The sequence below is a fragment of the Ruegeria pomeroyi DSS-3 genome, from assembly GCF_000011965.2.
GTDB classification, from domain to species: Bacteria; Pseudomonadota; Alphaproteobacteria; order Rhodobacterales; family Rhodobacteraceae; genus Ruegeria_B; species Ruegeria_B pomeroyi.
Window position 1 is genome coordinate 1,751,327 of record NC_003911.12, and the last position, 22,702, is coordinate 1,774,028.

Sequence of the window (22,702 nt, forward strand, 5' to 3'; positions counted from 1 at the left end):
GCGGATTTGAACAAACAACGATAGAAGACAAGATGGGGTCGTTTTGGTTATGGCTGGGGCATGCTGCCCTGTTTTCCGTGCTTTCTTCACCGGGGCGACGCTGGTCGGGAGGTGTGGCATAACTCCAGTTATGGCTAAGTCATGATATCGGTTGTTTGTGCCGCGTCCGAGCGCCCCGCAATCTCTATGCAATAGCGGGGCAGCCCGTCATCGGTCATCTGGGAGGAAAGACATGTCCGACATCGACAGCCTGGTACGGCAATACAAGGCCGGCGCGCTCAGCCGCCGGGGGTTCTTCAAGCGGGCGGGCGCCTTTGGTCTGCTGGTGCCGGCGGCAAGCGGCATCCTTGCGATGGCCGGACCGGCCTTTGCCGAACAGCCCAAGCGCGGCGGCTGGTTGCGGATCGCGCAGGGCAACACCGACGACACGGCTGAACCAGTGCGCATGACCGACACCGCTGACGCGGTCTATGGCAATGCCATCTATCAGCGCCTGACCCGTCTGCTGCCCTCGCTGGAGGTCGAAGGCGACGCAGCAGAGGAATGGAGTGTTAACGACGCGGCGACGGAGTGGACCTTCAAGCTGCGCTCGGGCCTGACCTTCCACAACGGGCAGAGCGTGACCTCGGCCGACGTGGTCGAAAGCCTGTCGCGCCATATCGCCGAAGGCTCGGAATCGCCGGCCAAGTCGTTGCTGTCGGCGGTCACCGCGCTGGAGGCGCCGGACCCGATGACGGTCAAGATCACCCTGAGCTCGGGCAATGCCGATCTGCCGGTGATCATGTCCGACTATCACCTGTCCATCCATCCCGAAGGGTTCACCGATTTCGCCCACGCCATCGGCTCGGGCCCGTTCAAGGTGATGGAGTTTATCCCCGGCGAACGCATCGTGCTTGAGCGGTTCGAGAACTATTACGAAGAGGGCAAGCCCTATCTCGACGGCGTCGATTTCATTCCGGTCCCGGATGCCAATGCGACGCTCAGCGCGCTTCTGGCCGATGATGTCGATATCATCTACGACGTGCCCGCCTTTGCCGCCGATCAGCTGAACACGAACAGCAGCGTCACGCTGTTTAACGTGCCAAGCGGCAGCTTTACCAACATGGTCATGATGGTTGATCGCGCGCCGACGAATGACCCAAATTTCCGCAAGGGCGTCAAGCACGCGCTCGACCGCGAACTGGTGCTGAGCCAGGTGTTCAAGGGCATCGGCACGATCAGCGCCGACACGCCGATTGGTCCGACCTACAAATACTGGTGCTCGGATGTGAAACCCGCCGAGTATGATCCCGACAAGGCGAAGTTCTATTTCGACAAGGCAGGGCTGAGCGGGTTCGACCTCTACACATCGGAAACCGCCGGTGCCTCGGCCAACGATATCGCGCTGACCTTCCAGCAGTCGGCCAAGGGCGCGGCAGAGGTGAATGTGATCAAGACGCCCTCCGATGGTTACTGGTCGCATACCTGGATGCAAAAGCCGATGACCATGTCGGGCTGGAACGCGCGACCCACGGTCGATGCCTTCCTGTCGATCGCCCATATGAAGGGCGGCAGCTGGAACGAGACCATGTGGGGCACCGACGAGACCGACGCGATGATCGTTGCGGCGCGTGCCGAGTTGAACGAGGACAAGCGGCGTCAGATGTATTGCGACCTGCAACACATGATGAACGAGGACGGCGGTTTCGTGAACGCGGTGTTCCAGAACCAGCTGTCCGCGGCCAATACCCGCGTGAAAGGCTATGCACCGCACCCGGTCGGCTCGCTTGGCGGGTTCTTCTCGGTCGGCCGCGACATCTGGCTCGCATAAGCCGGTTTACTCTCCGTCAGCAACGACCGCTGACTGACGTTTGGCCGCCGGTCCGACCGGACCGGCGGCCTTTTCCGTGTCTCCACCTCAACTGCCGGTGCACTCATGTTCTCGATCTCGCCATCCACGCGCCTGCGCCCGTCGCCCTTTTACGAGGCCACGCTGGCCGACGGCGTCTGCGCCATGACGACCTACAATCAAATGCTGATGCCTACCTCTTACGGGCATCCGGAAGAGGAGTATTGGCGCATCATCAACGGCGTCTCGATGTGGGACGTGGCGGTGGAACGTCAGGTGCAGCTAATGGGGCCGGATGCCGGGCGGCTGGCGCAGATTCTGGCGCCGCGAGATCTTTCGAAATGCAAGATCGGGCAGGGCAAATATGTTCCGCTTTGCAATCATAACGGCGTGCTGATCAACGATCCGATCCTGCTGAAGCTGGACGAGGACCGCTATTGGCTGTCCATCGCCGACAGCAACATCTGGTTCTGGGCCGAAGCCATCGCGCGCGAGCGCGGTCTGAAGGTCGAGGTGAGCGAGCCGGACGTGTCGCCCCTGGCGGTACAGGGACCAAAGGCGGAAACCGTTGTCGCCTCGATCTTTGGCGATTGGGTGCGCGACCTGAAATACTTCTGGTTCCGCGAGACAGAGATCGACGGAATCCCCGTGGCGGTGGCCAGGTCGGGCTGGTCCAAGCAGGGAGGATTTGAGATCTACCTGATGGATGGCACCAAAGGCACCGCACTCTGGAACATCGTCAAGGAGGCCGGGCAGCCGCAGGGTATCGGGCCCGGCAACCCCAACTGGTGCGAACGTGTCGAAAGCGGGTTGGTCTCTTATGGTGGCGACTCGGATGGGCAGACCAATCCGTTCGAGGTTCGGATGGGCAAATATGTCGATCTTGATCTGCCTGACGACACCATCGGGATCGAGGCCCTGCGCCGCATCGCCGCCGAGGGACCGAAACGGCATCAGCTGGGTGTCGTCCTGGACAATTCGGAACCGGTCAAGGCGGAGTTCACCTGGAACGACATCGACATGGACGGTATGCGCATTGGCGACATGACCACCTGTGTCTGGTCCTACCGCATGAACAAAAACATCGGCTTCGCGCTTGTGGCGACCTCGGCAAGACCCGGTGACCGGGTCGTCGTAAGGCGCGCGGCCGGAGCCGTCGAAGGAACCCTGTGCGACCTACCATTCCTCTGAGGGCAACATGACTGTCATCACGGAACCCGCCCGGCAGACGCCGGTCATCCATAATACGGACGTGCTTGTGGTCGGATCCGGCCCCGGGGGGCTTGCTGCGGCGCTGGCGGCGGCGCGGGCCGGGGTCGATGTCTGCCTGGTGGAACGCTTTGGCTGTTTCGGCGGCAATATTACCGTTGTCGGGGTCGAGGGCTTTGCCTGGTATCGCCACGAGGCCACTGTCGAGGCAGGCGGCATCGGCCGCGAATTCGAGGACCGCGCGCGCGAGATGGGCGCCGCCGTGCCCGAAAGCCAGTCGCTCAGCTACGAGATCGACAGCGAGGGCTTCAAGCTCGTCGCTGACCGGCTGGTTGAGGAAGCGGGCGTCCACGGCATGCTGCACCGCCAGTTCGTGGCCCCGGTGATGGAGGGCGACCGCGTCGCCGGGATCATTGTCGAATCCAAGGCGGGGCGCGAGGCGATCCTGGCCCGTGTCGTGATCGACGCGACGGGTGACGCCGATGTGGCGCACCGGGCCGGTGCACCAACCCTCAAGACACCCGCCGAACACATGCAGGCCGCCAGCGTTATGTTCCACCTGGCCGGTGTGGACAAGGCAGCCTTCATGGCCGAGGTGCGCCGCGACCCGCAGACCTACAAGGACTGGTCCACCGGCGAATGGACGGTGGAAACCGACGGGAAAGAGGACGACATGTTCTCGCCCTTCCTCAAGAAACCCTTTGCCAAGGCCATCGAAGAGGGCGTGATCCCGCCGCATCTGAACACCATCGCCGGTACATGGGGCGCGATGCATGACACGGGTGAACTGACCTACATGAACCTCGTGCATCTGGCGGGGGTGGACGGCACCGATCCCGACAGTCTGACGCAGGGCGAAATCGAAGGCCGCCGCCAGGCCATGCTGGCCATCGAGGCGCTGCGCCGCTTCATGCCGGGCTGCGGCGGCGTGCGGCTGCGCAACTTTGGCATGACCATCGGCATCCGCGACACCCGCAAGATCCGTGCCGCCTATGACATGACGGAAACCGACGTGCGCCAGCAGGGACGGTTTGACGACAGCATCGGTATCTACCCCGAGTTCATTGACGGCTATGGTGTGCTGATCATCCCGACCACCGGTCGCTACATGCAGATCCCCTACCGGGCGGTGCTGCCGGGCAAGGTCAAGGGCCTGCTGGTGGCGGGCCGCGCCATCGGCGGCGACCGGATCGCCCATGCGGCAACCCGCAACATGGCCTGCTGCGCCGTGGCGGGGCAGGGCGCGGGCGTGGCTGCGGCGCTCGCAGTAAAGACGGGCTGCGATGTGGCGCAGGTGGACATGGCAGGGGTTCAGGCCGAACTGCTCCGCCAGGGCGTGAGGATCGCCTGACCATGACAGAGCCGATCCGCGAATTCGAAACCGATCTGCTGGTGCTGGGTAACGGGCCGCCGGGTTCGTGGCGGCACTCACGGCGGCGCGGTCGGGGCTTCGCTTTCGGCTGATCGAGGCCGGACCCAGGATCGGCGGCATCTGTGCCGGACCAAGGGGCAGGCTGTCAGCCACGGTGCCCACCGCGGCTGAGGTTCGTCCCTGCGCGCTGGAAACCTTCGCCCCCGAGGTTCGCACGACCATGAGGCCGCGATGCTGGTGATGTTCGACAGGCTGGATCAGGCGGGTGTCATCCTGCATCTCGATGCAATCTCCGGCCCTCCCGCAAGGGCTGGCATCCGGATCGGCGTTGTGTCGGCGCAAGGCAGACTGGGGCAGCTGCGGTTTCTTCCGCGCGTGGTGATCGACTGTTCCGGCAAAGGCGATCTGTCCGCGCGCATTGGCGTGCCCTATACCTTGGGAGACGAGCGGGGCAACATGATGGCAGTCAGCCGGACCTTTCACATGGTCGGTGCCGATCCGCAGGCCGTCTTTACCAGGGGTGACCCCTGTTTCCGCCACACACGGCATTACCAAGGGAGGTTGCCCTCCGATTTGTACAAGCTCTAGCTGACGCATGGCTTCCACCCGGGCACCGGCCCGATGGCCGTCGCCCGTGCCACGCAGGAGCGCCGCCGCCGCTGCCACCAGGTGGCGCGCTTTCTGGTCGAGGATGTGCCCGGCTTCCGGGCCGCGCAGAGGTGGGGGCTTGTCCCGGCCGTTGGTGGGCGTGAAACCCGACGTCTCCAGATGCTATATCGCATCCTGCTGGGTACTTGCTACCTGCCGGGTGATCTCAGACAGCAGATCGATGCATTCGACGATCACCATAACCATCGTCGCTGTCACGAGAGCCCGCAAAACCTAGCGCCCGCAAACGTCTACTTTGGGCATGGGCAAACCATTCTGAAAAAACGAGAAAGGGTCAAACGAATGGCACTCGAAACACGACGCTTGCTGCACCGCAAGTCGCCTGCGCGATCAAAACAACCGGATGGATCAGCCCCTCTCCGAGCTTCGGCGGCCATCTGTCCCAAAACCCCTGACGACGGACAATCCGGGACCCAGATCCGGCATAGGCGGCACTTTCTTGCGAGTACAGAAAGAGCACCACATCCTGTCCAGGAAAAAGACAAGGCACGCTCGGGCTGTGCGTGTGTTGACGGTCCCAAGTGACCGTTTAAGAGTTGGCCGCTGCAAAGGCATCGAATCCACACGTTTCAACAATACTTGAGTTCATTGTTGCAGCTTTATCGATATAAGCCTGATATACGCTCGTAATTCTATCAGATGTGTCAGCGTAAGCGACGGAACCGCCATCGATCCTCATCGAGAGGTTCTGGCTTGCCCCATCGATGACGATCGGTATTACTTGAGAAAATGAGGATTGATAACCTAGGAAGTGCACGTTGGAACAATCATACCTTATACCGTTCTCCCAGTACAATGATGCCAACGTAGCCGCTAAGTTAGTCAGAAAGAAGAATATTCCTTGGCCGATACCTGTGTCGATAAACTCTATGGGGAAATACAAAAAAGCAAATGCGAGTAAAATAACCGCAAAGGCTGTAATGTAAGAAAAGCTCAACCTCATAAATATTCGTTCCAATCTATTTGTTGAGAGTTCGCTTTGGCTGACGAAATTGATCTGATATTCCGTGAGTGAATCCCTTTTGTCAACATGACCTAGATACGACTTTTGATCGTTGTTTTCTTTCGGATACCTGAACGAAAGCGACACCGCGAACGGCATTGCATCACCGCCGGGCTCCTTCCGTCATGAAATCAAAGCTGAAATCCCGATAGCGTTGGCACAGCGCGTCAAACTTGAGAAAAAAATGCAGTGCCTATCAAACATCTTATCCAACCCTCGACAATCCGTTCTGGTTGTGTTTCTCTGCGCCGAGAATAGGCGCTCTGCCCCCGCCGCCGCCGGCGCGTCGGTCTGAGCGTCAAGATTTTGGTCTGTGGTTGAAACGCGAGCATATCCGATGATCATGCCCCATGATGACAAAAACCTTCCAAAACCCCAAACGTTTTGTCACGGTTTCTTGAAACGGCTAGCAGCTTGATCACTCGTGCGAAGATTGAGCGTGACAAAAAAGACCGTTTGTGCTTTAGAGAGTACTTGAATCAACCAAATTTGATAAACAGGATAACGAGCTTGGCTTTCAGAGCGCTTCTTTTCTTTGCTTTTTTTATTCTGTGTGTTGTTTCTGGAATAAATTGGTTCTTTGCTATTTTTACATCTTTTTTAGTTTTGACGCTATTTATGGTGGCCAACTTTGCTTCCTGCGGGTTCCAGTCAAAGCCGTTGAAAGCGATAGTCTTTTCATTGGTTTTTACATTACTTCCGGCAATAATTTTTACAGTTATGGGTCAAACCACATCTCTCACTCAAAGAATTGGAGGGAGAGATATCTTCATAGGCGGAAGCCTGACATCAAGCGGCGCGATAAGCCTTTCGATTTCATTTTTTGTTGTATCCGTAATAGTTTACACGTCACACACACTGTTCCGATGGATAATAAATAGGGGTTGAGAATGCCGCCTTATGAATTCCAGTCAGATGGGTCCGTAGTTGTTTCATTCTCTGAAAATGGTACGTCAGTAGCAATACCAAATTCGCCATTTTTCCAAATGGATGATACAGCCAATGATTGGCACGAATATACTGTGACTGGCACAGCAGTTCCATATAGCGAATTTACACTGGAAGATATTCAACTCGCGCTTTTACAACAGTCTGCACCTGAATGGCGTGATTTGAGAATTCAGGACCTAGGTCATGTCGACAAATGGCGCACGCAGAGCCGGATTGACGCTATGTCGATGAACCCGAGGTAGCTTTCGGCAGTTTTGTCGTAGCGGGTGGCGACACGGCGGGCGTTTTTGAGCTTGTTGAAGCAGCGCTCGACCATGTTGCGGAGGCGGTAAAGCCCATGATCCACACCGACGCGCATCTTTCGGGCTTTGCGCATCGGTATTTGGGTCAAAATATCCCGCTCACTCATACTTTTTCGAATGCGATCAGCGTCATAGCCCCGATCTGCCAACAGCACACGCGGTTCGGGCAAGTTGTCATCCATCACCAGATCAAACCCCAGATAATCGGATGTTTGCCCAGGCGTGATGTTTGTTCTCATTGGCGGCCCGTGCGCGCTGACGCGGAGGTGGATCTTGGTCGTAAACCCACCTCTTGAACGGCCAAAACCCTGTCGCGGAGTCCCCCTTTTGCGCCGGCGGCCTGATGATGCGCGCGGATCACTGTGCTGTCGATCATTGGCAGAGCGTCTGGCACCGCCCCGCTTTGGTTCGACGCTTCAAGAATGTCTTCCCACAGACCCGCCAATGTCCAACGCCGAAACTGCCTGTAAACGCTTGGCTATTTGCCGAACTCTTCTGGCAGGTCGCGCCAAGGTGAACCGGTTCGCGCGATCCGGAAAATACCGTCCAGAACAAGGCGGTGATTGTTTGGCTTGCGGCCATTCAGGGCGCGGAACGCAAGAATGAAGTGTTGAAATAGCGACCATTCATCGTCGCTCATAAGGTGTCGAGGCAAGCTGGTCTCCATAGCAGATACCAGCTTGAATCACGGTAAGGCGTCCGGGTGAATCCCTTTTGTCAACATGACCTAACATCTTGATCACTCGTGCGGAGATTGAGCGTGACAAAAACGACCGTTTGTTTATGATGTTTGAGAAACTCGTGAGCAGGATTTCGGTACACTAAGGATGTTAAAAAAGCAACGGTTCTGGTGGCATCGGCACTAGCGGTTTTAATGTTTGATCGCATCAGATATGAAGTGACTTTTGATCAAAATCGTAATTTCTTAAATGAAGCTATTTCAAGTGGCGGAGCACTTCCAAAAGAATCGGAAAACCATTTCCTCTTGCTAAGCATTTGCAACAACTTAGAGATTTTTCTATTTGTTGTTATGATTGCTTGTGGGATGCTTTTTATCAATACTGGAAATTTTCTACGATCCCTGATCGTCTCTTCTGTGATTTGCGTAATAGGAGCGATTGTCGGCCATACTTTTTCGCGACTAGAGCCTATAAGAGTTGAGTTTTTTCAATCTTTCCTAGTTGCGACAGCCGCCACAGCGCTCATAGCGTTAACGCTTCAGTTCCTGAAGAAAGGAAATAACGATGGAGCCCCTTGACGATTTGATCGGTGAAGCAATTGATTTTGCTATTGATTCACCGAACTTGCCAAGCGACATTCGCTTCGCCCTCCGAACGGCATTGTTGTAGAACTCACGCCTGAGGCGTGGCCGCCCCTTACCCTACTGAGGTCCTGCCACGCGGACGATCTCGGCGGTGCCGAGTGCGTTGAAGCGGTTCATGAGTGCGATGCGGACGTGGATTTCGGCGGTCTGGCGCTCGGGGTCGCGGGCAGCGATGCGTTCGCCGAAGGCCTTGAGGCAGCGTATCTTCGCTTCGATGCGGCTGCGGACGTGGTATCCTGTCCATCGCTTCCAGAAGGCTCGGCCATAGTACCGGGTAGCCCGCAGAGTTTCGTTTCTGGCAATCGCGGCTGGGCAGTCTTCCCTCCACGACCGACCATTCTTGCGGATCGGGATGATCGGGACCGCCTCGCGCGCGAGGATCGCTGTATGACAACGTCTTGTGTCGTAGGCACCATCGGCCGTCACGGTGCCGATATTTTCGCCCCCGGGGATTTGCTCCAGCAGGTCTGGCAGGACCGGGCTGTCGCCGTCTCGGCTGGGAGTAAACTCCACCGCCCGGATGTCGGAGGTAGCGGTATCCATCGCCAGATGGACCTTGCGCCCCTCTCATTGATTGCTTTGCAATCAACTGCCGGGCAGTGATTGACGGCGGCCCTGAACACCGTGCTTGCGGGCCTGCCATTCACCGTCACCGAGGAGCTTGATCCCGGTGCTGTCTACGAGCAAGTTGAGCGGCCCATCGGCGCGCCGATACGGGATTTGGACGGCCAACGTCTTTTGCCGTCGGCAAAGCGTCGTGTAGTCAGGCACCTCCCAATCCAGACCCGCCATCTTGAGCAAGCTGGCCACCATCCCAGTCGTCTGCCGGAGCGGCAGCTTGAACAGCACCTTGATCGACATGCAGAACTGGATCGCCGCGTTCGAAAAGACCGGCGGTCGCCCCGGTCGTCCCTCATGCGGCGCGAACCAGGTCATGTCCTTGTCCAACCAGATCAACAGCGACCCGCGATTTCTGAGCGTGGCAGTGTAACTCGACCAGTTGGTCGTGCGGTAGCGGCCGGGTGATGGCTTGCTCATGCAGACCGTCTAACCACATGGTTTCGCGATGTGAATCCTACAGTGGCAGAGTTCTGCAACAACGCCGTATCGATCCAAGAGTCACAAACAGCCAAGCGGGTCTGATGCTACAAGCCTCAAAGCCTGCGTCAAATATCCCGCCTGCGTTTGCAGATCACCCTGACTTGCCAAACGTGGCTACCAAGCTCAACCGCAAGCAGCGCAAAGCGATGGAAGCCCGCAAACGCAAACCGGCACGGGTCAAGTTACGTAAGCTGCACTGATTCAGCTCAGCCCAACAGCAAGCAGGGGGATTACTCCTCCTGTCCTTGCCTCTTTCGACGCTTACAATCGGTGATGCAGAACCGTGGCATAAAAAGGCGCTGCGCTGCTCCTTTTGACGCCAGAACCCTGCACAGCCGTATGACGCTCAGGCGAAAGCGGCGGCGGGAAGCAGGGGAATTTCAAAGCCCAAACAGATCAAAAGGGAATGCCGTCACCTTTGGCGGCATCTGCAAGCGCCTTGGCCTTTGTGTCACGCCAACCTTTGACCACATCAACGCAGCCCTGCGCCGTGATCAAATCCATGTCGAGCCTGCCGTCCAAGCACGCAGCAGAAAGCGTGTACTGAAGGGGGTTGATGCGTCGTGGTGGCGTAGGGGGGTGAAAAAAACGACCGTTCTTGCCTCTCTGATCTCCAAAGGCTGGCGCAAGCACCGTCTTGGGCAACGTGTGCCCAACCCGTCAGGTCACCTCTTTTCCGACCATCTTGCATACAGGACGGGTTTGCCCGACAGGCAGCAGGGTCATGATCCGAATGGGGACGGGGCAGAACCGCATTGCCCCAATTCATGAGCGGGCAGGGTGCCCCCGCCCGTTGGGATCAGGCCGTCACTCTGCGGCGATTTTGATGACGGGGCCCATTCTGGCCAGCACCTCGTCGCTCAGGTGGCATTTCACCTGATGGCCGTCGCCCAGCTGGCGCACCGGTGGCACGTCCTTGTCGCACAGGCCGCCGGGCACTTCGGATTTCCAGCGGCAGCGGGTCTGGAACGGGCAGCCCGGCGGCGGGTTCATCGCCGAGGGGATGTCGCCTTCGAGCACGATATGTTCCTTGATCACCGAGGTGTCGGCGATCGGCACCGCGCTCAGCAGCGCCTCGGTATAGGGGTGGTAGGGCGGGCTGAACACCTGGTCGGTGGTGCCCAACTCGACCACATGGCCCAGGTACATCACCATCACCCGGTCGCTGAGATAGCGCACGATCGACAGGTCATGGCTGATGAACAGCAGCGTCGTCTTCTGCTCGCGCTGGATCTCCATCAGCAGGTCGGTCACCGCCGCCTGCACCGACACGTCCAGCGCCGAGACCGGCTCGTCCGCCACCACGATGCGGGCGCCGCCGGCAAAGGCGCGGGCGATGCCGACGCGCTGTTTCTGGCCGCCCGACAGCTGTCGCGGCATCCGCTCGGCAAAGGCGCGCGGCAGTTTCACCAGGTCGAGCAGTTCCAGCATCCGCTGCTGGCGCTCGCCATCGGTCTTGCCGATGCCGAAGATTTCCAGCGCGCGGATGATCTGGCGGCCCACGGTCATCGACGGGTTGAGCGTGTCGAACGGGTTCTGGAACACCATCTGCACATCCGAGACGGTCTTGGTGTCGCGCTCCTCGATCGGGATCTGCTCGATGCTGCGGTTGTCCAGCAGGATATGGCCGTCGGTGGCGGTTTCCAGCCCCATCAGCACCTTGGCGAATGTGGACTTGCCGCAGCCCGACTCGCCGACGATGGCCAGCGTCTCGGATTCGCGCGCCTCGAATGACAGGGTCTCGTTGGCCTTGACCACCTTCTTCTCGCCGCCGCCGAACAGGGCGTTGGCCGAGACCTCGTAGTATTTCTTGAGGTTGTCCATCTTCAGGACCACCTCGCCGATCTCGCCCTTTTCCTTTTGCGCCGCGAGCATGATCGGCGCGTTCCAGTCGATCTCGCGGAACTTCAGGCAGCGGGTGTGGTGGCGGTCATTGCCCGGCACCGCCTCCATCAGGATGTCCTGCGCATCGCAGCGCCCGGCCTCGAAATAGTCGCAGCGCGGCCCGAAGTTGCAGCCGGGCGGGCGCTCGTGCGGCAGGGGAAAGTTGCCGGGAATGGCCACCAGCGGGCGGCTGTTCTTGTCGGCGCCCGGCAGCGGGATCGAGCGGAACAGCGCCTGGGTATAGGGGTGCTGCATCTCGTCGAACACATCCTTGATCGAGCCGCGCTCGACCGCCTCGCCGGAATACATCACGCAAAGCCGGTCGCAGGTCTCCAGCACCAGGCCCAGGTTGTGGCTGATGAACAGCATCGAGGTGCCGTATTTCTTGCCCAGGTCCTTGACCAGCTCGACCACGGCGGCCTCGACCGTCACATCGAGCGCGGTGGTGGGCTCGTCCAGGATCAGCAGCGCCGGTTTCGACATCAGCGCCATGGCGATGACGATGCGCTGCTGCTGGCCGCCCGACAGCTGGTGGGGATAGCTGTTGAGCATCCGCTCGGGGTCGGGCAGGCGCACGTCGCTCACCACTTCCAGCGCGCGTTTGCGCGCCTCGTCGGCAGACACGCCTTCGTGGATCATCGGCACTTCCATCAGCTGCCTGCCGATCTTCATCGCCGGGTTGAGGCTGGCCATCGGCTCCTGATAGATCATCGCGATCTCGTTGCCGCGAATGTCGCGCAGCTCCTCGGCGCTCATCTGCGCCAGGTCGCGACCCTTGAACTTGATGGTGCCGCCCACGATGCGGCCGTTCTTGCCCAGGTCCTGCATCACCCCCAGCGCCACGGTGGACTTGCCGCAGCCGGATTCCCCGACCAGCCCCACCGCCTCGCCGGGCTGAACGGTGACCGAGAAATCCATCACCGCGGGGATCTCCCGCAGCCGGGTGAAAAAGGAAATCGACAGCTTGTCGATCTCCAGGATCGGCCCGTCATATTCCGCCATCTTGCTCATGTTCTTGTCTCCCTGTCGGAGCGCAAAGAAAGCCTTCTTCCTCTTGCTCCAAATATCCCGGGGGGTCGCTATCTGCGGCGCCACTGGTTCGAGCCCAGATGGCGACGGGGCTGGCCCCCCGGCTTTGATCACGTCAGTCCTTCAGGCTTTCCTCGCGCAGACCGTCCGCCAGCAGGTTCAGACCCAGAACCAGCGAGAGCAGCGCCAGCGCCGGCGGCAGGGCCGGGTGCAGGTAGATCGACAACAGCTTGCGCCCCTCGTTGATCGTGCTGCCCCAGTCCGGGCTTTCCGGCGGCAGGCCCAGGCCAAAGAAGCCCAGCGTGCCCAGAAGGATGGTGGTATAGCCGATGCGCAGACAGAAATCGACGATCAACGGCCCGCGCGCATTGGGCAGGATCTCCCACAGCATGATGTACCACGGGCCTTCGCCGCGGGTCTGGGCGGCGGCCACATAGTCGCGCGTCTTGATGTCCATCGCCAGACCCCGCACGATACGGAACACCGTGGGCGAGTTGACGAAGACCACCGAGACAAAGACCACCAGGATGCCGCCCGGAATGTCGAACGGGTCCAGCACCGAGGGCAGGCCGGGAATGCTGCGCACCAGATAGCCGTTCTCTGAAATCAGCGCCAGATAGAGCCACAGGGCAAAGCCCAGCACTCCGATCAGCAGCGGCGTGCGGAACGCGGGCTGGGTGCGGTAGCGCGAGTTGAGCAGCACGCACAGAAAGACGATCGGGAACATGAACAGCACAATGGCCATCATGGTGGGCAGGCCGGTCGCCACGATCTCGGGCGTGACCAGCAGGTAGAACAGCAGGATGACCGGAAAGGCCAGGATCAGGTTGGCGAGGAAGGACAGGAACGTGTCCAGCCGCCCGCCATAGTATCCCGCCGGCAGGCCCAGCGTGATGCCGACCATGAAGGCGAACAGCGTTGCCAGCGGCGCGATCTGCACCACGATCCAGGCGCCTTTGATCACCCGACTGAACACGTCGCGCGCCAGGTTGTCGCCACCCAGCAGATACCAGGCATAGTCGCCTTCCGCGGCGCCCGCCAGCGGCGTGCCGGGCACCTTGTTCTTCATGCCCGAGACCTGGCTCAGCGGGTCATGGGTGATGATCATGTCCATGGCGCCAAAGATGCCGACAAAGACCCAGAACATCACCAGCGCAAAGCCGATCATGCCGATCGGGCTGTCAAACAGCTTGCCATAAAGACCCAGCCGCCGCTTGAACGCGATCGACAGGGCAAAGAGCAAGAGCAGCGCGATCCAGACCGAAGACAGCTGATAGAGCACGCGGATGATGATTTCGAATGTACCGAGAGGTTCCATGTCCCGTTCCTCCCTTACGAAATGCGGATGCGCGGGTTGAGATAGACATAGCCGATATCCGAGATCAGCTGCGTGATCAGAACCACGAAGACCGAAACCACCGATACCGCCAGCAAGAGCTGGATGTCGTTATTGCCCGCCGCCTCGACCAGAACCCAGCCGAAGCCCTTGTAGTTGAACAGGCTCTCGACGATGACGACACCGTTGAGCAGCCAGGGGAATTGCAGCATGATCACCGTGAACGGTGCGATCAGGGCGTTTCTCAGCGCGTGCTTGAGCACGATATTGGGGAAGGACACGCCCTTGAGCCGCGCGGTGCGGATATATTGCGCCGTCATCACCTCGGTCATCGAGGCGCGGGTCATCCGCGCGATATAACCCATGCCATAGAGCGCGATGGTCAGCACCGGCAGGAAGAAGTTCTCGAATGTCGGCTGCTCCATCGCCTGGGTTGCGGTGCCCTTGAACCATTTCAGCCCCACCGTCGACGAGGTGAAGACCGCGATGAAGATCACGCCCGAGACATATTCCGGCGTTGCCGTGCTGAGGATCGAGAAGGTCGACAGTGACCGGTCGGTGCGCGAGCCCTCGCGCATGCCCGCCAGCACGCCCACGATCAGGGCCGAGGGCACCATCAGGATCATCACCCACATCATCAGATACAGCGTGTTGCCCAGCCGTTTCCAGATGATCTCGTCCACATCGGCCTTGAACCGGGTGGAATAGCCCCAATCGCCCTGAACGATACCGCAGAACCGGGGCGTCTCTTCCGGGGTCAGCCCGGGGCGCACGCAGGTTCCGACGAACTGGCCGTCATTGAGGGTGTTGGTAAAGCCCGGCATCACACCCAGCCAGCGGCCATATTTGGTGAGCAGCGGGTCGCTGTAACCGCGATTGTCGAGCCAGGTCTGCACCTGCTCGTCGCTCATCCGCTGGTTGCCCTGGGTTTTCGCCAGTTTTTCCAGGTTGGGGTACAGGTTGGTCAGGAAGAAGACGATGAAGGTCAGGCACAATGCCGTCAGCAGCATCACCCCGAACCGCCGGAGAATGAAAAGTCCCATGTTAGCCCCTGTTGGTCAGGCTGGTCCGCAGCTCTCGCGCCCTTGGTGTCGGCGTCTTCACCCCGGCACGGGGCGCGGGGCAATGCTGCGGCTGGAGGAGCGCGCCCAAAGGCGCGCTCCGGTCGATATCGGGTGGTGGCCGATCAGGCCGCCCAGCCCCACTTGTAGTGGTGGTGTTCAAAGGCGATGTGCATGTCGGTGCCCACCAGACCCTCTTTCATGTGGCGGTAGAGCGCGCGCCAATAGGGCTGGATGGTCACGCCCTCCTCCTGGATCAGGGCCTGGCCCCGGGCCACCACTTCACGCCGCTTGTCGGCATCGGCCAGCGCCAGTGCCTCGGACAGGATGGCGTCGAACTCGGGGTTGGCCCAGCCGAACTCGTTCCAGGCCTCGCCCGAGCGATAGGCCAGCGCCCAGATCTGCACGCCCAGCGGACGGTGGTTCCAGTTGGTCGAGCTGAACGGGTACTTGGTCCAGTCGTTCCAGAAGGTCGAGCCGGGCAGAACCGTACGCTTGACCTTGAAGCCAGCGTCGCGCAACTGCGCGGCCACCGCATCGGTGGTGTTGCGGCGCCAGTCGTCGTCGATCGAATGGATCTCGTGTTCGAAATCCATCATCCCGGCTTCTTCCATCAGGGCCTTTGCCGCTGCAGGATCGTGCTTGCGCGCGGGCAGCTCGGCATATTCCGGGTGGCTCGGGCCGACATGGTGGTTTTCGGCCGGCGCGCCGCGCCCTCCATAGCCCAGTTCCAGACAGATGGCGTTGTCCACGGCAAGCGAGATGGCCTGACGCACGCGCTTGTCGGCATAGGGTTTCTTGCCGTCGACCTCGGCCAGCTGGTTGGGCCGCACCACCACGGTGCTCATGGTCACCACTTCGGACTTGGCATAGCCTAGGCCATCCATCACGTCGATGAATTCACCGACGGATTCGTGCAGCATGTCGACTTCGTCGGATTCCAGCGCCGACAGCCAGGCCGACGGGTCGGTGCCATAGTCGATATACTCGATCCGATCCAGCGCCGGACGGCCGAACACCGCTTCGCCCCACCAGGTGTGGTTCTCGTTGCGCACCAGTACGCATTTCACGCCCACTTCCAGCAGTTCGATCACATAGGGGCCGGTGCCCACATTGTTGGTCAGATCGCTTTCGCTGAACGAGCTGTGCACGATGGCCGCCGGATAGTCCGACATGCCCGCGATCAGCGAGATGTCCGAATTGGGCAGGTTCAGGCGCACGGTGTGGCTGTCGACCACTTCGATGGCGCCGTCGATCGCCTGACCGGAATCGGCATCGATCAGGCTGGCGAAACGGCCCGCCATCGAGTTGGTTTCCGAGCTCTTGTCGCACCAGCGGGCAATGTTGCGCGCCACGTCCTCGGCGGTGAAATCATCGCCGTTGTTCCACTTGACGCCCTTGCGGACATTCAGGGTGTAGACGGTGGCGTCGTCGTTGATCTCCCAGCTTTCCAGCAGGATGCCGCGGAAGGTCCCGTCCGAGTTGTACTCGACCAGATATTCCATGGTGCCGCGGGTCTCGTTGCCCAGTTCGGACCAGTCATAGGTGCGCGGATCCTTGAGTTCGCGCACGTTCATCTGAACGCGCAGGGTGCCGCCCTGCTTGGCCTCGGAGGCTGCGGCCGGGGTCGGTGCGGTCAGCCCGATCAGCCCATAGGCGGCAGCCGCGCTGACGCCCAGGCCAGTGGCGCGGGTCAGGAATTCACGGCGGCTCAGCTTGCCGTCGCGGAATTCCTGCGCATGCATTTCGGCAGCCCAGTGTACCGGCTGCTGGCGAGTTTCGTATGTGGTCATGAAAGTCTCCCTGTGACTCTTTCGGTTAGCGGTCGGTCCGCGGACCGTGCTGCGCCCGGTGCGCCGCTGCAGGCCTGGTCCCGTCCGATGGAATTCTGGCGTCCCCATGCACCCATTCCGCAACAGATTCCGGCCTGCGTCAATGATTGCTTTCGTCACAACTCAGTCAAAAAGCGACATCGCCATGTCGAAAACCTTCATATGTTCATTGAAAATGGACAGAAGTGTCTATTTGGGCTGGACGCTGCGGCGCAGCGCTCCCGGGGTGAGTCCGGTGCGGCGGCGAATAAAGCGGCCAAAGACCGCTGAGCTGGCGAATCCCAGATGTCGCGCGATATCGCCGAGGCCTGCCGGGCTGGTGCAGATCAGCCCGCGCGCGGCGTGCTCCAGCCTGTTGTGCAGCAACTCGGATGCGCCCAGCCCGGTGGCGGTCTTGCACAGACGGGTCAGATGGGCGGGTGAGACGTCGATCGCGGCGGCATGCTCGGCCACGGTGGCGCCACTGTCAAAGGCCTGAACCAGCCGCGCGCCATAGCGGCGCGACAGGTCGCGGGCGCGCTCGCCTGGGCGGGGCAGATCGTCGTGATCGCTTTGTCGGCGCAGCCAGACCGCCGCCAGCTGTGCCCAACTTTCCATCGCGGTTGCGCTCAGCGCCCGGGTGCCGCTCTGCTCGCGCGAGAGCGCGTCGAGCAGGCCGGTCAGCTCGCCCTGATCCGCGGCCGCACGGATGCGCAAAAGCAGGGGGCGCGTGGGCAGCGGGATCGCGCTGGATGCCGGGATCAGCAGCGCCTGCCCCAGACAGCCGCGCCCGGGGTCCAGCGCCATCAGATGGCGCGCCGGCACGAACAGCGCGTTATGGGTGCCGAACCCGATCCGTCCTCCATCCAGCAGCCCGGTGCCCTGACCGCGGGTGATCCACAGCAGCAGGTGGTGGCCCCTGTCATGGGCCAGCTGCACCTGCCAGCGCCCCAGCGGCATCAGCTGCGCCAGGGTCGACAGGCGGATTTCTGCTATCTCGGCGGGGTCATGGGCCATGACATGCGATCCTGCCAGCGCTTGTGGTCAATGCCAACCGCTCAGCCGCCTACGGGCAGGCGATGCCAATCGCCCATGCGGGCGCGGAACCAGCTGCGTTGCCGCTTGGCATATTGGCGGGTGGCGATGCTGGCGCGCTCGCGGGCCGCGTCCAGCGTGATCTCGCCGCGCAGATGCGCCATCAGCTCGGGCACGCCGATCGCCTTGAAGGCGGGCAGGGCCGGGTCGTATCGCGCTGCCATAGCGGCCACCTCGTCCAGCGCGCCCTGATCCAGCATCTGGTCGAAGCGGCGCGCGATGCGATCCCACAGCCACAGCTTGTCCACCTCAAGCACCAGCGGCACCGTGCGCGCCAGCGGCAACGGCGGCGGTGGGGTGTCCGCCTGCCACAGATGCAATGCCCGCCCGGTGGCGCGCTCGACCTCCCAGGCGCGCTGCACCCGGGCGCGGTTATTTCGATCCAGCCCGGCGGCAGTGGCCGGGTCGATCCCGGCCAGCAACCTGTCGAGCGGCAGGGTGTCCGCCTCGGCCCGGACATCGGGCGGGGTGGCGGGGATATCGGCCATGCCCTCGGTCAGCGCGGTGAAGTAAAGCCCGGTGCCGCCCACGATGATCGGCCGCGCGGTCCCGTCCAGCAGCGGTGTCACCTCGCGCAGCCAGTGCCCGGCGGAATAGGGCGCATCATAGGGCAGATGGCCGTACAGAAGATGCGGCGCGCGCGCCTCCTCCTCGGGCGAGGGGCGCGCGCTGATCGCGCGCCAGCAGTCATAGACCTGGCTGGCGTCGGCATTGACGATGACGCCGCCGAACCGCTCGGCGATTTCCAGCGCCAGCGCCGATTTGCCCGAGGCGGTCGGACCCGCGATCAGCACCGGCGCACCCTCGGGGATCGGGGGCAAGGCGGCGCCTACAGCCATGACCGCGCGCCCCTGTTCATCTCATTTGCCCGACAGGGGCCATGCCGCATTGAACCCATCGGGGTTTTCCTCCATTTTGCGCCGGAAAATAGACCGGTGCCAAAGCGGAGCGCAACATGACCTCGTCCACATCCCCCGAAACCCCGTCCGATCCCTCGCAAACCAGGTATAAACGCGTGATGCTGAAGATCTCGGGCGAGGCGCTGATGGGGGATCAGGGATTCGGCCTGCATCCGCCCACCGTCAAACGGATCGCCCATGAGATCAAAACCGTGCATGACATGGGGGTCGAGATCTGCATGGTGATCGGGGGCGGCAACATCTTTCGCGGCCTCAGCGGCGCCGCCCAGGGGATGGAACGCACCACCGCAGACTACATGGGCATGCTCGCCACGGTGATGAACGCGCTGGGGATGCAGGCCGCGCTCGAAGGTCTGGGCGTGTTTACCCGGGTGATCTCGGCGATCCGGATGGACGAGGTGGCCGAACCCTATATCCGCCGCCGCGCCGTGCGCCACCTGGAGAAGAAACGGGTCTGCATCTTTGCCGCCGGCACCGGCAACCCCTATTTCACCACCGACACCGCCGCCACCCTGCGCGCCAATGAAATGGCCTGCGAGGCGATCTTCATGGGCAAGAACGGTGTTGACGGGGTCTATGACAAGGACCCGGCGCTGCATGACGACGCGGTGCGCTATGACGAGATCAGCTATGACGAGGTGCTGGCCAAGCGGCTCAAGGTGATGGATGCCTCGGCCATCGCGCTGGCGCGCGACAACAACCTGCCGCTGATCGTCTTCTCGCTGGATACCGCCGGTGGTTTCCGCGGCATTCTGGCGGGCGAGGGCACCTATACCAAGGTGCAGGGCTGACGGTCCTGCCTGATACCAGAAAGACCTCTGGCGGCCAAAAACTTGACACGATCTGCCTGTAGTTGTGCTGCCATTGCGATGGTGGAGCGTGTGTTTTGCAAGACGACGTATTTCTGAGCGTGCGCCGGATTGTCGGCGAGGTCATGGATATCGACCCCGCAGACCTGACCGGCGACACGCGGTTTTCCGATCTGCCGCTGGAATACGAAGAGGATTTTCACGATATCTACGAGCGGTGCTGTCAGGCGCTGAACGTGCCGCTGCCGGCGATCCTGAACACGATGCCGGTCTATCGTCAAAGGATCGGTGAGCAAATGATGAACGGCTGGCGTTTGCTGGCGCCCTTTTTTGCGCGGGCGGATCGGTTGCTTGCCGAACATGACGTGCGGATGGAATGCGAGACGCTGGACAGTCTGGCCGAGACCATGCGCCAGGGGCGCTATGTCTCGAGCGGTCAGTTCTGGCCGCGCGCGAATCCGCCCAGAAGCAAGCGCTATGTCCTTGGCTGGCTGGCGGGCTTGATGGGGGCAACCGTGGCGGTGCCCTATGCGCTCACCTTTCTGCCCTGCCGCCTGATCTGTATCTATTGGGGGTTCTCGACCTTTACGCAGATGCAGAACATGCTGCCCGTTGCCTTTGCCATTTTCCTTTTTGTTCTGGTGGTTACCATTGCGCCGGGCGTGTATGGGCTTTACCTCAATCCCAAGGCTCCGTTCCGGCAGCGCAGGCAGGTCGCGGCCAGGCACAGACCGGACTAGGCCGGGCTGGCGGACGGGCGAAACCGGTTTGCGCCCGTCCTTTCCATCCCCGATAATCCGGGTCCAGGGGGACGGGTTCGGGCTCAAATCCGGGGGCGTAACCTGCTATACAACCCAATCGGGATGGCTTAAGACCCAAGAAACAGGACCTCAAGCAGAGGAGAGAGCAGCATGTCTGACGATTTCGAACTCGACACCGACGATCTCAAGCGCCGCATGGATGGCGCGATGGCCAACCTCAAGACCGAATTCGCCTCGCTGCGCACCGGTCGCGCCTCGGGCTCGATGCTCGAGCCGATCCAGGTCGAGGCCTATGGCCAGATGACCCCGATCAACCAGATCGGCACCGTCAACGTGCCCGAGCCGCGCATGGTCACCATCAATGTCTGGGACAAGTCGATGGTGGGCAAGGTCGAGAAGGCGATCCGCGAAAGCGGGCTGGGCATCAACCCGCAGCTCAACGGCACCATCATCATGCTGCCGATCCCCGAACTGAACGAAGAGCGCCGCCGCGAGCTGACCAAGGTCGCCGGTCAATATGCCGAACATGCCCGCGTCGCCATCCGCAACGTGCGCCGCGACGGCATGGACCAGATCAAGAAGGCCAAGGCCGATGGCATCTCGGAGGACGACCAGAAGTTCTGGGAGGCCGAGGTGCAGGAACTGACTGACAAGATGATCAAGGTGGTCGATGCCGCGCTTGAGACCAAGCAAGCCGAAATCATGCAGGTCTGAGCCGGAACAGATGGCCAAGGACCCCGTCTCCGCGCCCGGCTCTGGCCCGCGCCACGTCGCCATCATCATGGATGGCAATGGCCGTTGGGCCCAGGCACGGGGGCGTCCGCGCCTGTTCGGGCACCATGCCGGTGCCCGCCGCGTGCGCGAGGTGGTCGAGGCCTGCCCCCAGCTGGGCATCAAATACCTGACCATATTCGCCTTTTCGACCGAGAACTGGAAACGGACCCAGGTCGAGGTGGCCGGGCTGATGAGCCTGTTCCGTCGTTATATCGCCAAGGAAACCCGGGCGCTGCATGCGCGTGGCGTTCGCGTGCGCTTCATCGGCGACCGGGTGCGGCTGGATGCCAAGCTGATCGCGTTGATGGACACGCTCGAGGAACAGACCCGCGAGAACGATGGCGTGCAGCTGACCATCGCGCTCAACTATGGTGGCCGCGACGAGGTGGCCCGTGCCACCCGCCGCCTGGCCCGCGATGTGGCCGAAGGCCGGCTGAAACCCGAGGACGTGGACGAGGAGACGCTGCCGCGCTACCTCGACACGCGGGTGCTGCCCGATCCCGATCTGGTGATCCGCACCAGCGGCGAGGCGCGAATCTCGAACTTCCTGCTGTGGCAGTCGGCCTATTCCGAATACGAATTCATCGACACGCTGTGGCCCGATTTCACTGCCGAGGAACTGGCCCGGCTGTGTCAGAGCTATGGGAGCCGCGACCGCAGGTTCGGCGCGGTCACTGTATGAGCGGGGGGCGCTGGTCCGACCTGACAGCCCGTCTGGGCTCGGCCGTGGTGCTGGCCGCGGTCGCCGGGGTCGAGCTGTGGCTGGGCGGTTTGTGGTTCGAAAGCTTCATCGCCATCGTGACCGGCCTGATGGTGTGGGAACTGATGCGGATGATCGCGCCCGAACGGCGCGGGGCGGCTGTGCAGATGGCGCTGCTGACCGGCTTTGCGGTGCTGCTGGCCTATCATCTGCCGCCGCTTTACCGGCTGCCGGTGCTGATGGCGCCAGCGCTGGTGGGTGCGGGGCAGGTGGACCGGCACAAGGGGATATACGCGATCTTCGCGCTTTGGATCGCCTTTGCCGGGCTTGGCTTTATCTGGATACGCGAGGTCATGGGCCTCGACTGGATGCTGTGGCTGGTGCTGGTGGTTGTGGCCACCGATGTGGCGGGCTATTTCGTGGGCAAGCTGATCGGCGGGCCGAAGTTCTGGCCGCGCGTCAGCCCGAAAAAGACATGGTCGGGCACTGCGGGCGGTTGGATCGCCGCCGCGCTGGTGGGCGCCGGGTTCGCCCTGCAAGCCGGGCTTGGCGCCAGCCTGCTGATCCTGTCGGTGCTGGCCTCGATGGCCAGCCAGGCGGGCGATATCGCCGAAAGCGCGCTGAAGCGAAAGATGGGGGTCAAGGACAGTTCCAATCTGATCCCGGGCCATGGCGGCTTTCTCGACCGGTTTGACGGGATGATGGGGGCGGCGGTCTTTGTGCTGCTGGCCGGGCTGCTGCGCGCCTTCGGAGGCCTGTGATG

The 22,702-nt window shown here is 61.4% G+C and carries 19 protein-coding genes and 2 pseudogenes; 11 read left to right on the plus strand and 10 right to left on the minus strand.

What is annotated here, in order from left to right:
- Window positions 1-232: 232 nt before the first annotated feature.
- The 5 genes from SPO_RS08375 to SPO_RS23485 all read left to right on the plus strand — a co-directional run bounded on the left by SPO_RS08375 (window position 233) and on the right by SPO_RS23485 (window position 5,603).
- Entirely contained in the window at window positions 233-1,810 is a 1,578-nt protein-coding gene (locus tag SPO_RS08375) for an ABC transporter substrate-binding protein (protein WP_044028124.1), read from the plus strand.
- 105 nt (window positions 1,811-1,915) lie between these two features.
- Window positions 1,916-3,019, plus strand: a complete 1,104-nt coding sequence (locus SPO_RS08380; RefSeq protein ID WP_011047385.1) for a glycine cleavage T C-terminal barrel domain-containing protein — start codon at window positions 1,916-1,918, stop codon at window positions 3,017-3,019.
- A 7-nt stretch (window positions 3,020-3,026) separates the two neighbouring features.
- Complete coding sequence (locus tag SPO_RS08385; RefSeq protein ID WP_011047386.1) at window positions 3,027-4,388, plus strand: FAD-dependent oxidoreductase; 1,362 nt, start codon at window positions 3,027-3,029, stop codon at window positions 4,386-4,388.
- 252 nt (window positions 4,389-4,640) lie between these two features.
- Window positions 4,641-4,997 (plus strand): FAD-dependent oxidoreductase, encoded by a 357-nt coding sequence (locus SPO_RS08390; RefSeq protein WP_011047388.1) that lies wholly within the window; start codon window positions 4,641-4,643, stop codon window positions 4,995-4,997.
- 33 nt (window positions 4,998-5,030) lie between these two features.
- On the plus strand, window positions 5,031-5,603 hold the full coding sequence (locus SPO_RS23485) for a hypothetical protein (RefSeq protein WP_011047389.1): 573 nt from the start codon (window positions 5,031-5,033) through the stop codon (window positions 5,601-5,603).
- A gap of 4 nt (window positions 5,604-5,607) precedes the next feature.
- On the opposite strand, the gene SPO_RS08395 is transcribed toward SPO_RS23485, so the two are convergent.
- The 3 genes and pseudogenes from SPO_RS08395 to SPO_RS22475 all read right to left on the minus strand — a co-directional run bounded on the left by SPO_RS08395 (window position 5,608) and on the right by SPO_RS22475 (window position 8,001).
- The gene (locus tag SPO_RS08395; RefSeq protein WP_044028126.1) at window positions 5,608-6,180 is read right to left on the minus strand and encodes a hypothetical protein; all 573 of its coding nucleotides are present in this window, start codon (window positions 6,178-6,180) and stop codon (window positions 5,608-5,610) included.
- A 24-nt stretch (window positions 6,181-6,204) separates the two neighbouring features.
- Window positions 6,205-6,426 (minus strand): recombinase family protein, encoded by a 222-nt coding sequence (locus SPO_RS23490; protein ID WP_084790959.1) that lies wholly within the window; start codon window positions 6,424-6,426, stop codon window positions 6,205-6,207.
- Between the two features lie 787 nt (window positions 6,427-7,213).
- Window positions 7,214-8,001 (minus strand): annotated as a pseudogene (locus tag SPO_RS22475) (IS5 family transposase).
- Window positions 8,002-8,184: 183 nt separating this feature from the next.
- Between SPO_RS22475 and SPO_RS22840 the strand changes: the two are divergent.
- Window positions 8,185-8,592, plus strand: a complete 408-nt coding sequence (locus SPO_RS22840) for a hypothetical protein (RefSeq protein WP_144083981.1) — start codon at window positions 8,185-8,187, stop codon at window positions 8,590-8,592.
- A gap of 123 nt (window positions 8,593-8,715) precedes the next feature.
- On the opposite strand, the pseudogene SPO_RS08410 reads toward SPO_RS22840, so the two are convergent.
- The 7 genes and pseudogenes from SPO_RS08410 to miaA all read right to left on the minus strand — a co-directional run bounded on the left by SPO_RS08410 (window position 8,716) and on the right by miaA (window position 18,814).
- Window positions 8,716-9,696: pseudogene (locus tag SPO_RS08410) on the minus strand (IS5 family transposase).
- Window positions 9,697-10,566: 870 nt separating this feature from the next.
- On the minus strand, window positions 10,567-12,654 hold the full coding sequence (locus tag SPO_RS08415) for a dipeptide ABC transporter ATP-binding protein (RefSeq protein ID WP_044028130.1): 2,088 nt from the start codon (window positions 12,652-12,654) through the stop codon (window positions 10,567-10,569).
- A 133-nt stretch (window positions 12,655-12,787) separates the two neighbouring features.
- A complete protein-coding gene (locus SPO_RS08420) occupies window positions 12,788-13,990 on the minus strand; it encodes an ABC transporter permease (RefSeq protein ID WP_011047392.1) in 1,203 nt (400 codons plus the stop codon).
- 14 nt (window positions 13,991-14,004) lie between these two features.
- On the minus strand, window positions 14,005-15,051 hold the full coding sequence (locus SPO_RS08425) for an ABC transporter permease (protein ID WP_011047393.1): 1,047 nt from the start codon (window positions 15,049-15,051) through the stop codon (window positions 14,005-14,007).
- Between the two features lie 143 nt (window positions 15,052-15,194).
- Window positions 15,195-16,862, minus strand: coding sequence for an ABC transporter substrate-binding protein (locus SPO_RS08430; protein ID WP_044028132.1), 1,668 nt, complete (start codon window positions 16,860-16,862; stop codon window positions 15,195-15,197).
- A 228-nt stretch (window positions 16,863-17,090) separates the two neighbouring features.
- On the minus strand, window positions 17,091-17,897 hold the full coding sequence (locus tag SPO_RS08435; protein WP_011047395.1) for a helix-turn-helix transcriptional regulator: 807 nt from the start codon (window positions 17,895-17,897) through the stop codon (window positions 17,091-17,093).
- A gap of 41 nt (window positions 17,898-17,938) precedes the next feature.
- A complete protein-coding gene (gene miaA / locus SPO_RS08440) occupies window positions 17,939-18,814 on the minus strand; it encodes a tRNA (adenosine(37)-N6)-dimethylallyltransferase MiaA (protein WP_011047396.1) in 876 nt (291 codons plus the stop codon).
- 116 nt (window positions 18,815-18,930) lie between these two features.
- On the opposite strand from miaA, the gene pyrH reads away from it, so the two are divergent.
- The 5 genes from pyrH (at window position 18,931) to SPO_RS08465 (ending at window position 22,700) form a co-directional block, all read left to right on the plus strand.
- The gene (gene pyrH / locus SPO_RS08445) at window positions 18,931-19,686 is read left to right on the plus strand and encodes a UMP kinase (RefSeq protein ID WP_011047397.1); all 756 of its coding nucleotides are present in this window, start codon (window positions 18,931-18,933) and stop codon (window positions 19,684-19,686) included.
- Window positions 19,687-19,781: 95 nt separating this feature from the next.
- A complete protein-coding gene (locus SPO_RS08450) occupies window positions 19,782-20,444 on the plus strand; it encodes a hypothetical protein (RefSeq protein WP_044028133.1) in 663 nt (220 codons plus the stop codon).
- 171 nt (window positions 20,445-20,615) lie between these two features.
- On the plus strand, window positions 20,616-21,179 hold the full coding sequence (frr, locus tag SPO_RS08455) for a ribosome recycling factor (protein ID WP_011047399.1): 564 nt from the start codon (window positions 20,616-20,618) through the stop codon (window positions 21,177-21,179).
- A 10-nt stretch (window positions 21,180-21,189) separates the two neighbouring features.
- Entirely contained in the window at window positions 21,190-21,921 is a 732-nt protein-coding gene (locus SPO_RS08460; RefSeq protein ID WP_011047400.1) for an isoprenyl transferase, read from the plus strand.
- Window positions 21,918-22,700, plus strand: coding sequence for a phosphatidate cytidylyltransferase (locus SPO_RS08465; protein ID WP_011047401.1), 783 nt, complete (start codon window positions 21,918-21,920; stop codon window positions 22,698-22,700). The genes SPO_RS08460 and SPO_RS08465 overlap by 4 nt, the downstream gene beginning before the upstream one ends.
- Window positions 22,701-22,702: the final 2 nt, after the last annotated feature.